General features: G+C 31.8%; 10 protein-coding genes and 1 pseudogene. 5 read left to right on the top strand and 6 right to left on the bottom strand.

All coding sequences use genetic code 11. The features are described from left to right. Positions 1-201, top strand: a 201-nt coding sequence (locus DPQ31_RS27855; RefSeq protein ID WP_208731321.1) for a zinc ribbon domain-containing protein, incomplete at its 5' end; no start/stop codon positions are given. Positions 202-602: 401 nt separating this feature from the next. Here DPQ31_RS27855 and DPQ31_RS29520 read toward each other — a convergent pair. The 3 genes and pseudogenes from DPQ31_RS29520 to DPQ31_RS29515 form a co-directional block, all read right to left on the bottom strand. Beyond that, positions 603-872 (bottom strand): amino acid carrier protein, encoded by a 270-nt coding sequence (locus DPQ31_RS29520; protein WP_242476028.1) that lies wholly within the window; start codon positions 870-872, stop codon positions 603-605. Positions 873-1,511: 639 nt separating this feature from the next. After that, positions 1,512-3,041 (bottom strand): thiol-activated cytolysin family protein, encoded by a 1,530-nt coding sequence (locus DPQ31_RS27850; RefSeq protein ID WP_222615856.1) that lies wholly within the window; start codon positions 3,039-3,041, stop codon positions 1,512-1,514. A 359-nt stretch (positions 3,042-3,400) separates the two neighbouring features. Next, positions 3,401-3,588, bottom strand: a pseudogene (locus DPQ31_RS29515) (hypothetical protein). A 100-nt stretch (positions 3,589-3,688) separates the two neighbouring features. Here DPQ31_RS29515 and DPQ31_RS29510 point away from each other — a divergent pair. Then, positions 3,689-3,820: a hypothetical protein gene (locus DPQ31_RS29510; RefSeq protein WP_000442772.1), complete on the top strand. Its 132-nt coding sequence runs from the start codon at positions 3,689-3,691 to the stop codon at positions 3,818-3,820. A 410-nt stretch (positions 3,821-4,230) separates the two neighbouring features. On the opposite strand, the gene DPQ31_RS29505 is transcribed toward DPQ31_RS29510, so the two are convergent. The 3 genes from DPQ31_RS29505 to DPQ31_RS27840 form a co-directional block, all read right to left on the bottom strand. Further along, positions 4,231-4,557: a hypothetical protein gene (locus DPQ31_RS29505; protein ID WP_261797481.1), complete on the bottom strand. Its 327-nt coding sequence runs from the start codon at positions 4,555-4,557 to the stop codon at positions 4,231-4,233. An 837-nt stretch (positions 4,558-5,394) separates the two neighbouring features. Beyond that, positions 5,395-6,240, bottom strand: coding sequence for an alpha/beta fold macrolide esterase (locus DPQ31_RS27845; RefSeq protein ID WP_208731319.1), 846 nt, complete (start codon positions 6,238-6,240; stop codon positions 5,395-5,397). A 565-nt stretch (positions 6,241-6,805) separates the two neighbouring features. Beyond that, positions 6,806-7,702, bottom strand: a complete 897-nt coding sequence (locus DPQ31_RS27840) for a helix-turn-helix domain-containing protein (protein WP_098855060.1) — start codon at positions 7,700-7,702, stop codon at positions 6,806-6,808. A 1,211-nt stretch (positions 7,703-8,913) separates the two neighbouring features. Here DPQ31_RS27840 and DPQ31_RS27835 point away from each other — a divergent pair. From DPQ31_RS27835 to DPQ31_RS27820, 3 genes are all read left to right on the top strand, one after another. Continuing rightward, a complete protein-coding gene (locus DPQ31_RS27835) occupies positions 8,914-9,081 on the top strand; it encodes a hypothetical protein (RefSeq protein ID WP_208731318.1) in 168 nt (55 codons plus the stop codon). Between the two features lie 296 nt (positions 9,082-9,377). After that, the gene (locus DPQ31_RS29910) at positions 9,378-10,274 is read left to right on the top strand and encodes an exosporium leader peptide-containing protein (protein WP_395933115.1); all 897 of its coding nucleotides are present in this window, start codon (positions 9,378-9,380) and stop codon (positions 10,272-10,274) included. A gap of 597 nt (positions 10,275-10,871) precedes the next feature. Further along, positions 10,872-12,278: an alpha/beta hydrolase family protein gene (locus DPQ31_RS27820; protein WP_208731317.1), complete on the top strand. Its 1,407-nt coding sequence runs from the start codon at positions 10,872-10,874 to the stop codon at positions 12,276-12,278. Positions 12,279-12,299: the final 21 nt, after the last annotated feature.

Here is a 12,299-nt window from a genome sequence, read left to right as displayed (position 1 = left end):
ATTGTCGTATCGAAAACATTTGCTTCCAGCCAATTATGTTCTTGTTGTGGATATCAAAACAAAGACGTTAAAAATCTGAACCTACGTAAATGGGATTGCCCTTCTTGCCATGCACACCATGATAGGGATATTAACGCAAGTATCAATCTAAAGAATGAAGCGATAAGGCTTCTAACCGCAAGGACTGCGGGGTTAGCCTAATCAATTAGAGTTCGATAGAACTCTTTACCTAGGAATCCCCCACTTCTAAACGAAGTGAAAGTGGGGGTAGTTCAAAATCAATTTATATTTCCAGGAAAATGCGGGAGAAATTAGACCAACTAGCCAAAAGAGGACGATACAATCTTTGTTTTTCGACTTATGAAACTCATAATACATAGCCTTTTTGTTATAAGATTTATCTTAGTCAATATTAGCGATTAAAGTAAGATTTGACGTGTACTTATTTATATAAAATATATTAAACATATGGTGCGTGAAATTTTACAGTGCTCCCAAAACGAAATTTTGTGCTAACTGGTAAGTAAAAAGCTCATTTTTTCGTTTTGGAGTATTCGCTTTTCTTGTTTTGATAGTGATAAACTGGTACCCCTAAATCTAAACTACCCATTACCCCCTATAATCCAAATAAGAGGAATAAAAAATACTAACACGTTTAACATTATTCCGATTTTCGCCCAAATATTTTTATTTTCTGTATATGATAAAACAGCTAAGATAAATCCAATTGCACAAAGAAATGTTGTTGAAATAATCGAAGCTCCAAATAATGCAGTTAATAGGATTCTGTATTTAACATTAATAAAACATATGATTAATAAAATAGGTATTAAAATTGATATGCTTATTTTTATGCTACTTTTTTTCATCATAATATCCCTTTCTAAAATAGTATATGAAGAGAGCACAAATCGAACGTTCTTTATAGGGTTACGGTCAGCATTTCGGAAAAACCCACAAGTGGAACAAGTAATAAAAAGTAAATTTTATTCCTACATTAACTAGGTGTTACTAAACAAACATATCTATTATCACATGCTATTACATTGATATAAACATTTAAAATGGGACAGAAAATTCAGATAACAAAACTATAAACATTTCATAGTCTTGCAAAAGACTTAAAATCATATGAGAACCAACAATTTGTACGGTATGGTCACAGTACTGTAGCCCACAAACCTATATAGTCTGTTGTGGGAGGGGTGGTGGCACACCACAATCTTGCACGTCAGCGATACTAGAAATAGACTTCGCATTTGGTAGCAAGAATCCCACTGACGTTAGTCAGCTTGTAGCTTTAGCCGTGAGAGTGTCAAAAAAACGCTAACTTGAATATAACAAAATTCTTGCAAATCTCTAAAAAAATAAAACTAGTGGTTCTGTTGCAAAGTTTACTAAATGAGTCTATACTCCATCGCTATCTGATGAGTATGCTATATTTGCAAAAAATCCCGATATACTTGTGACCAAGTAAAAAAGCACCCTGTAAACAGGGTGCTTCACTTCTACTAATGACTAATATTAGCAGTTGGGTATAAAGTTGTTCCTCCAATTGAAACTTTTATTTCATTTGTTAATGGAATATTTTGTTCATTAATAATTGTTCTCCACCATTCCCATGCAAGACCTGTACATTCTCTCGCTACGACTTTTACATTTTTGGAATTCGGTGGAAGTGGTATTACTGTAGAGTAATGAGCCGTTTTATCTTGGTTGTTTCCTTCCCAAGTTTTATGTGTTAATACTTCTTTCCCATTTTGATCATATGAGAATTCATCCCAAGATACATCAAATTGAGCAACATATGCACCGTAATGATCAAGCGTCATTTTCGCACTTGAATATTCTGTAGTTGTAGTCTCAATATAATCTGTATTGTTATGAACAGCAGCAGTTGCGTTATCTTTTAAGAAAGTGCTTGTATATGAAATTGGGTATGCTGGATTTTTAGAACTTAATTCTGCATTATCTTTAATAATATTTCGGATTTCATTAAAATCTTTTGTAACAACTTTATTATGCTCTTTTGCATCTCCGCCTAATACTACAGCGGTAAAGGTACTTTCCTCAAAAATATCTTTGTACTGTCCACTCGCTTCAACGCCTTGACCCTTAATTAGAGCTTTAAAAGCAGATTGTACATCTTTACTTTTAGATGATGTTTCTAATTTTACATAAACGGTTCTACCATAGGCTACATTTGACACCATAACAGGCGGAGCCGTATTACTTACCCCTTTACGAGTCAACTCATCAAACGTAACACTGTTATCAAAAAGATCAGATGGATTGTTAGGTAGTTCAGCACTTACGGTATAAAATATTTGCTTATATGCCGCAACCATCACTTTTTTCTCTCCATTTGCAACGGCATTAAAGTCAATGTTTAGGCTGTTATCAAGATATTTAGCGTTAACATTAAGAGCACTTGCGATTTGTGATTTACTATACACCATAGATTCTGTATACTGCATTCTTGCAGGTAACGAATGTGTTGATGCATACTTCTCATTCCAAGTAGATACTAAATCATCTACCGCTCCAGACACATTACCATATGTCGGATTTTGGACAGATATCGTATTTTCTTTTCTCATTCCAGGTAAGTCTATACTAATATTTAAAGGTTTTCTCTTAGCCACTAATAAACTAGGTTGATTATCGGCAAAAGCTTTATTTGCAAGTTGTACTGCTCCTGGATACGTACGATTAGCCACAGAATCAATAATTGAAATATCCACAGGTGAAGTTGTAAGTGATTTTTTCTCACGTTCCACTACTACAAATTTACCATTTGAATTTGTACTTTCTTTCGGAACAAAACTCTCTACTTTATCCCCATTTACTGCTAAAATATCTCTACTATCATACTTTAAATTTGCTATGCCAGTATCAATGCCAATAGCTTGTTTGGGTGCATTAGTTGAATTACTTTTAGGTGTTTCCGCTAATGAAATAGATGAATAATTAATAGTGCAAAAGCTGATTAATAAACTTGCTAGTAATTTTTTTCCTTTTGTATTTCTTGTAGTCTTCATAAAAATCAACTTCTTCCTTTTTTCGTATTAAGGTATAATAATTATTTATAAATAATTGCTAAATATTGAACTTACATAAATGCTTTTAAAAGTTCTTGAATTAATGGGAGTACTCCACCTATAAATTTTAAAATTATCATATTATTTCCGCCCCTTTTGTTGTTGCTAAGATGTGATTTATCTTTATACTCTCATTATAGTAAGCGCTTACAATTCTATCAATACATTTTTATATGTAATATTGCATATTAATAGTGTTAAAGGAACTTTACTCACACAAATAATCTGTATATCAATTCATCTTTGATATACAGATCACTTGTATTATAATTTTTATAAATAATTGCTAAATATTGAATTTACATAAATGCTTTTAGAAGTTCTTGAACTAATGGGATTGCTCCACCGATAAATTTTAAAACTGCCATTGCGATTTCCATATTATTTCCTCCTCTTTTGTTAGTACTAGGATGTGATTAATCTTTATACTCTTATTATAGTAAGCGTTTACATTTGTAACAATACATTTCTGTATGCAATATTGCATATTTATACGTTTAGACAAAAATTATACCTCTATTAGTCATTCTTTAATGTTACCATAGCGAAGTGAGAGTTTTTAAGGGTTCTTTTTAATAGGAGGAAATATGGAAAGAGTACAAGAGATTTATAGTAATCTAAAATTTAAGAGTTGGGTTAAACAGGTATTAGCTGTAGGCGGAATGGTAGGGTTCTTCTACTTGGTGTTATATGTTTTCTGTTTCTTATTTGATATGTAAAAATTATACGACTACACTAGTGGAGTCTTGCCTAGAGAGGTAAGGCTCTCTTGTTGTACTTGAGATGAACAAACTGCATACAATACTTCTTAGATTCGTCAGATTACTCTGTATGGTGCCTTGTTCCTCTATGTTCTAGAACCAGTAACTCCTATCATTGAAAGTAAATAAGCTTCCATTTATATTGAAAACATAATTGTATTGATAAAAAATGTACTTTTACTAGATACATATTAAAAAGACAAGCATAAGTTATATTACATTTTGGTAAAATCTTTTTGTATACATCCATCTCTATATAACCATATAAATATAATATATTAAAAATAATTTAAATGCAAGAATACTAGTAGTGGAACCGCCAGCATTTTGCTAAATAGCCTACGCTATGCGGAAGTCATTTTAAAATTCTATGTGTCGATTTTTTCTTTACCCTTACGGATAAACCACCATATTAAAGCCACAAATAGCACGAAAAGCGGTATTATTTGAATAAAGAAAAATCCTTTCCAAAAATAAAGTGGATTATTATATGTAAATTCTGTTGACGCCTCATTTGTATAAGAAACAAACGAACCTACCAAACAAGAAATTGGAATTGTGAGTAGATTTATCGCTAAACAGATCATTATCAATGATAGATTTTTAGCCTTAATTTTTGGTGAAACAGACATGAAAAATAAAGATATTGAAGTACCTGATATAATAAAAAATGGTATTACATAAAAAATTAACATAATATCCCTCCATGATTTTGATTGTACCATCAGCAAAGACAATTTTGTGCAAATTTGCATGAATAGGGTACTCATGCGAGGTTAACATAACGTCCTTTTATCGGTAGCAAGAAAAAGGCGAATCCCCCTTGAAAGTGGAGATTCGCCTTTTTCTTTTTCTATAACCCTATTCATCTTTTTATACATTCTTGGGGTCCCACCACATGCCCATCAACTTAAGATTTTGAAATACCCCAAAACGAAAATTTTGTGTATTATGCTCGTTTTTATTATTTTGAGGTAACCCGTCCTTTTTAGCTTGATAGCGATGTGGTGCTATCCTAGTAAAACAGCTTTTTATTACACTGAAATCTGATAATGGAAATAAAATACAGACCATAACCTTAAATTACATGTATCTAGGCTGTACCCAGTTTCAACTATTTTGCCGAAAGAAAATAAAAAGGGGCAATGTTAAGACTTGTAGCGCTTAACCATAAATACACATAAAAAGAAACCAGGCGGTAGTAAATATTAAAAATATTACGGAAAAGTGTATATTAGGAACAAAAAAAGACACCATAAGGTGTCTTCCTGCGACTTGAACCATCTTAATTTTAATAATATGTATTGGACTCCCATCCGAATATTATTTTAAAGTAATGTTTGGGTACCGCCAGCATATTTGAAGAAAAACACGCTAAGCAAAAAATACAATAAGCTGCCTATATGGACAGCTCATTTACATAATTCTCGTTATAGGAAAGAAATATCAATCACTGAGCATTAATATTCTTTAACTGAGTAACAGTTCCAAATCTTTTTTGTTTTATATGAGTCCTATAATGATTATAGGACTCAAGTATGATTCGAAATAGCGTTGATTATATGATTCCAATCGTCACAGTGAATCTCGTGACCCGATCCTTCTAGGGTTAGTAACAAAGCATGGGGAATTTCATTAACAAGAGCAAGACCATGCTCGTATGGAAGCACTATATCCTCTGTACCATGGATAACCAAAGTAGGTATATTGATTTCTTTTAACTTCCCCTCATAAGAATCATCACCTTTAAGAAGGGAGTGATTAAACATACTGAGTAGGTTATTTGCTCGTTTTATTTCTTTTTCTACCTGCTTATAAACCCTCTTCTCATCGAATTTATGATTTGAACCACAGAGTAAAGCTGATCCTGTAACCAAGTAATTTGCAACAGATTCTTCATCTGACCAATTTAGTTTGGCCGCATTAGCATGGTAAGTGAGTACCTTCTCATCGATTGGAGGTAAATTCCGGTTGTTGTCTTCAGAACCAAAAAGACCTGATCCAATCAAAGTTATACTTAGAACTCTCTGAGGGTTCCTTAAGGCTACAATCTGAGCAATCATTCCACCCAATGACATTCCAACAATATGTGCTTCGTCAATATGATATGCATCGAGTACTCCAATCGCATCATCAGCCATATCTACCACAGTATAGTGGGAACTCCCGGGTTTATAAGTAGTTGACCGTCCGACATCTCTATTATCATAACGAATAACATATCGGCCCGTATTAGCTAATTGTTGACAAAATTCCTCATCCCAATAAACCATTGAACACATGGCTCCCATAATCAGTAAGACTGCTGGATCTGCTGAATTGCCAAAGCTCTCTGTACATATATCAATTTTATTAATTTTAATAATCTTTTCAGTCATGATTAACTCCTCATTTCATTCGTATTTAGTTAATAAAAAAAGACACAATCAAATAAACCCACATATTTTGAAAAAAATAGTTGGGCATAACGAATTGTGTTTAAAATTAACGTAAACGAATGAACTTGATAATCATGTTAAACACTCTCCTATAAAAAGGGAATAAGGGTAAAACCCTTATTTTGATTATAACATAGCTCTATCAGTAGTAATATAGGTTCACTTTTTCTTATTTTATAATTAAAAAAATAATTCTTATTGTATGAATCTGCACTCTTAGTTGAAGAAAAGACGATGTATACAATATCCAAACCTAATTAACATAACGTCTCATTATTGTTAGTAAGAAAAAGCTAGATTATCCGCAAAGTTGTATAAAATCTTGCATACTCTTAGCATGGCCTTTTTCCGAAATGCTGTCGAGACCGAGACCCTTTTAATGTATAAAGAAAAGACCCCCTAAGGTGCCTTCCTCCGACTTGAACCACTTTAATTTTAATAATATAGTTCTGATTTTAAAAACTACAGGGATTTTTTTGGGGCTTTGTAAGTAGTTTTTAAGAAATTATGAGTGATTTTTTTTATTTTGGTTTTCAAAATAGTTTTCTTTAATGATTTTTATAAGATATTCTTTTTCTGTTAGTTCAAATATAAATAATGCTTTTTTCATGATATCAGCAACATCTTCTTCATTATGTTGTTTTAATCTTAATAAATTCCAACCCTTTCCATAGTAGAGTTCACCTAATAGGTATAAAGTATTTAGGTTAATAGCTAATTTGATACCTATATCATTGTATTTTATTGCCTCTTCATGTTGATTTGTATGGCCTAAAATTTTTGCTAAATTAAAAATGATTTTTAATTTAATTTCTTTATCTCTAGGAAAATCTAGCTTATTAAAATTAGTTAAACATCTTCGTAATATATTAATACTTTTTTCATATTCTTTATTTTCCCCATGAAATATAGCCATTGTCTGCATAATCTCTATTTCTCTTTCTGATAAACAATCCATATTGGTTAAAGTTAGTTTTAATGCATGATTTAAAAGATTTAAAGCAATTTTTGTTGATTTATTCACCATAAATATAACGATTGCTTCATGCCATAGTAGAAATTGTTTATCTTCTGTTGATTGGAAATTATTTTGGTTTTTCTCTTGTTTTACTATTTCATAAAGTTCTTTATATTGTTTTTGCTTTGTACAATCTCTCATTACATATTTTACATTTTCTATATATTTTAATTTTTTGTTTTGAGTTAATGCAAATATACTATTTGGATCAATACCAAGTCTTTCTGATAATTGGTATAACAATATGCTAGATGGATAAATCATACCCTTTTCTATCTTGCTAATTTGACTTTGTGAACATATTCCATGACATAATTCGGATTGTGATATATTTTTTTTAATTCGAAGTTCTTTAATGGTAATACCCAAATCGTTAAATTCCATCTTTTCACCTACTATTTAGCACTTTATTAGCATAAGAATATTTTCTAATTCTTAATGTAATGTAAAATTATTATAGTTGCAATTATTGGTTAATTAATAGTGCATATATCAGTCTATGTTTTTCGGTACTCGTAATTGCAGTAGTTATTTTTGTTGTTATGATTATGACGCAATAGATGTTCAATCAAGAAGAAATTATTGTAGGAAACAAGATACTGAGTAATTTACATAAGGACCGTACCCTTTCCATAGGATGGCGAGGCTTTTTAATGTACAAAAGAAAAGACACCCAGAGGTGCCTTCCTCTGACTTGAACCACTTTAATATTTAATAATATGTATTGGAATCCCATCCGAATATTATTTTACCATGTTACATTACTTTGTTCATTGATGGGAATCATCATATTGCCATCAACCTAAGAGTACCTACTACCTTTTATTGTTATACATATTATTCTACCTAGATTAATAAGAAGAGATGAAAAACACCTTCACAAGGTGTCTTTTTTCATTATAGAAATATCTTAAATAGGACTCTTTTTTATAGTCTAATTGCAAAACCTTTGGATATTTCAAATAAATAACTTTAAATCAGTCTCTATATACTAATTAATTCTTAAAAATGTAAACAGACGTTTGTTTAAAATATTTTAGTTATAAATCAATGTGTGAGGTATGATGAGTTCCGTGTTCAATTGTCTACTTAGTTAACTTCTCATTTATTATATAAAATTTATCGCTACAAGTTCTTCTTAACGTTTTTTCATGAGAAGTAATCAACTTTTAAACTTTTTTTAATATTCGAAACCACTATTTGTAATCCAATCCATATTTTATTGATACCAATATAGTTACAGGTATGCTAAAATCCATTTGAAACATTGCTTTTGGGAATGTAATTGCTATTATAATCGCAACTTATTTTCTACAAACTGATTGGATTTCAATCCAAATTGCGGTTTTATTCCGCAGTCCTTAACAAATTGTTAAGGACCTTTTTTATTTGTTCTTTAGTTGTGAAAAAATAAAATTTGCAAAGATATAAAATTTTCATAATGGGGTTAGTTAAAATTATTAGCTTGATGGACATGTGGTTGGAATCCTTTTAAAGAAAAGATTAGAAGAATAAAAGAAAAAAATGAGAATATATTTACAATCGTGAGAAAAAATGTTCTTTGTTTTGTTGTGAATAAAAAGGAGGTATGTCTGATGAATATCATTCATATTGAAACTAAAAATCATTATAAAAGTGAAAAAGAAAAAGAAAATGAAATGAATAGTATACCAATTATCAAGCGGGTATATTATGAAAATGGAGAAATTAAGTTCGAAATATTAGAAGATAAAAAAATTCCTATAGCATGGTTAGATAAGTAAAAAAAGGTACTCATTCGAGTGCCTTTTCTTTTATTCTTAAGAAGGTTTTTTACGTTCAAATTATATATGCCTTTAGATATATGAACTACCGAGAAGTGATGTTATGTTAATTGACATACATACTATATGCAAGGGATAAAAGTTTTAAAATGGAGATGAATTTCATATTGTATAAAAAGGGATTGGAGATATGAAATTAGTTTATTAGAGAAAAATGGTGTGAAGTTTTTTTATTGATTTTATTTTGCTTTTTTGATGCATTTATTAGTTATGATAAGAGTTTTTGGAGGTGAATTATGTTAAATGAAGAAAGATGGAAAGGTCTTATACCAGATGAATATTTGAGTGCTTCTGCATTAGATCCAAATTTGATTGGTCCTACATTACCACCTATTCCACCTTTTACTTTTCCAACAGGACCAACAGGATCAACAGGGCCAACAGGATCAACGGGACCAACGGGACCAACGGGACCAACAGGACCAACAGGACCAACAGGGCCAACAGGATCAACGGGACCAACAGGACCAACAGGGCCAACAGGATCAACAGGGCCAACAGGATCAACAGGATCAACAGGACCAACAGGGCCAACAGGGCCAACAGGGCCAACAGGGCCAACAGGGCCAACAGGGCCAACAGGGCCAACAGGATCAACAGGATCAACAGGATCAACAGGATCAACAGGATCAACAGGATCAACAGGATCAACAGGATCAACAGGATCAACAGGATCAACAGGATCAACAGGATCAACAGGGCCATTTGCCACTAATACCAATGCTTTTATAGTAAATTTTACTACTACAGCTCTTATCCCTCAAGGTACAGGAATACCATTAGATACTAATTTAATATTGACACCAGGAATATCACATACACCTGGTTCTAGTGTTATAAATTTAGATGCTGGTACTTATTTAGTTGAATATAATACTGTATCGCAAGCTCCAACAGGTAATTTTGTATCTACTAGAGCCCTTCTTAATGGTTCTACTATTACTGGAGCTATTGTTGTTAGTCCGCAAATAGCTTCTGGAACATTTCAATCCTTAAGTTCAGGATTTCTTGTTATAGCACCTAATCCAGTTAATACTTTGGAAATTGCTGCTGATTCTTTAGGAGGGAACATTTATAATTCGCAGTTTGCAAGTATTCCAAATGTATCTGTAAGAATTGTTAGATTAAGCTAATAATCCACTTGTTTACTTGATTTTTAATGTATACTTTTGTTATATAAATTGAGGGTATCAGGGGAATTAGTGAGAAGTCAATAATTTAGTGGGGATGAATGTAAACTAATGGGTAAAAGTTTACTTTGGAGTTTTGAATCATTTTATAACTAATTTTGTAATAAATTTCTCAATACAGATATAGATGTTATATATGGTTGTTATATCGAAAATTAACAAAAAATATAATACTATAAAAATTAAGCTGGTTTCTGTCACTTGTTTTTCTCTTACGCTAAAGATAAGATCGTGTTCCTGGATCTTATCTTTTTTATTTAAAATTCCAACAGGAATGGAGTTCGTGAATTTTATAAAAAGAGAGAAGGTAATTTATTGCTCTTTTTCTACATCAACTTTTATTGTATATTTTGGGGTTACTTGACGTTTACATTTATTTTAAAAAAAGTACTCGTATGAGTACTTTTTCTTACCATGTCATGTAAAAACATTCTAAACTTACTTACATGCATACAATTATCAAAGATGGTTATATAATTGAGAAGATTGTAAATTATCAATCTACGTTTATATGATTAGGAAAGGAGCTAAAAGCTGAAAATGTTAGAAATCATTTTTGTTGCTGTATTACTTTTATCTAGCATCACTCCCATCTTTATCGAACGAGGTTTGACGAAAAAAAACATAGTCATTTTACTGATTAATTATGTATTCTTATTTGCCATCATCATTGTAATTGGTGCAAACTGGCGTATGATCCCCGCCTATTTCTTATTGTTCGTTTTAACATTACAAGTTTTTTTGAAACCAAAAACTACAGCCGTTTCTGAAAAGTTAGTGATGAAAGTTTTAAAAGGTTTAGGAATTATCGTAACTACTATCGCAATGTTTACATTACCTTTACTTTTTCCGATCATAACACTCCCAGAGCCTACTGGAAAATATACAGTAGGAACGAAAGCTTTTCATTTAATTGATACAAATCGAAAAGAAACCACTGTACCAAATAATCATGAAAATCGTGAGTTAATGATACAAGTATACTATCCTGCCGAAAAAGGATCAGGGAAGCCTTCTGCTTATTTTGAGAACATAAACGAGCTGGCTGAACAATTGGCAGTAACAAACGGTGCTCCGTATATCGTAACGACACATTTAGGGCTGACAAAAACACATTCTTATCAAGATGCTAAGCCACTTCAAGATAAAGAAAAATTCCCCCTCCTTTTATTCGGCCATGGGATGGGATTATATGGTCAACAAAATACATTCCAGTTAGAGGAATTAGCTAGTCAAGGCTATGTAGTAATCGCTCTTAATTTCACAGGATATGCAGCAACAACGATTTTCCCTAACGGAAACCGTGTAGACTCTATACCAATTGAATATACACCTACTGACTTAAATAACATAGTTCAAAAATGGGAACAGGATACTACTTTTGTTTTAAACGAAGTAATAGAAGGGAATTTCGATAAAAGTTTTAATACTATCGCAGACTTAATTAACTATGACAAAATTGGAATGTTCGGTCACTCTTTTGGCGGAGCAACTTCCGCACAAATGTTAGTAAAAGATACGCGTATTAAAGCCGCAATTGATATGGATGGCGGATTGTACGGTGATCCAATGCCTAAAGACGGTCCTCAGAAACCATTCATGTTGATGAATGCTGAGGCTACGATTCATTATATGAAAGAAGCTAAAAATCAAAAGACAACCGGAATCCAAAATGAATTATTGGAAATATCCTATTTAAGAAATAAAACTATTGAAAAACCTGGCGTGTACACAGTGGTAATTCCAAAAACAAATCATACTAGTTTTACAGATTTAGCAGCATTTTCACCTATTATTAACGAACCAGACGAAGATGTAGCCGCAAATTATACACTCATTAATAAACTAGTAACTAGCTTCTTCGATCAAAATTTAAAAGGAATAAACAAAAATCATTTAGAAGAAATTCAGAAGCAATATCCTGAACTTCATCTGATTAAACACTAATAACCATTTTCCGAGTTATGT

Origin of the sequence: Bacillus sp. COPE52, from assembly GCF_003355115.1 — a bacterium.
GTDB lineage: Bacteria > Bacillota > Bacilli > Bacillales > Bacillaceae_G > Bacillus_A > Bacillus_A toyonensis.
This window is presented reverse-complemented; position numbering and strand designations above follow the sequence as displayed.

Bases quoted from the DNA above. Each gene is read 5' to 3' on its own strand.
- DPQ31_RS27840 (WP_098855060.1), bottom strand. From the start codon at position 7,702: ATGGAATTTAACGATTTGGGTATTACCATTAAAGAACTTCGAATTAAA.
- DPQ31_RS27835 (WP_208731318.1), top strand. From the start codon at position 8,914: ATGAATATCATTCATATTGAAACTAAAAATCATTATAAAAGTGAAAAA.
- DPQ31_RS27820 (WP_208731317.1), top strand. From the start codon at position 10,872: ATGTTAGAAATCATTTTTGTTGCTGTATTACTTTTATCTAGCATCACT.
- DPQ31_RS27845 (WP_208731319.1), bottom strand. From the start codon at position 6,240: ATGACTGAAAAGATTATTAAAATTAATAAAATTGATATATGTACAGAG.
- DPQ31_RS29910 (WP_395933115.1), top strand. From the start codon at position 9,378: ATGTTAAATGAAGAAAGATGGAAAGGTCTTATACCAGATGAATATTTG.
- DPQ31_RS29510 (WP_000442772.1), top strand. From the start codon at position 3,689: ATGGAAAGAGTACAAGAGATTTATAGTAATCTAAAATTTAAGAGTTGG.
- DPQ31_RS29505 (WP_261797481.1), bottom strand. From the start codon at position 4,557: ATGTTAATTTTTTATGTAATACCATTTTTTATTATATCAGGTACTTCA.
- DPQ31_RS27850 (WP_222615856.1), bottom strand. From the start codon at position 3,041: ATGAAGACTACAAGAAATACAAAAGGAAAAAAATTACTAGCAAGTTTA.
- DPQ31_RS29520 (WP_242476028.1), bottom strand. From the start codon at position 872: ATGATGAAAAAAAGTAGCATAAAAATAAGCATATCAATTTTAATACCT.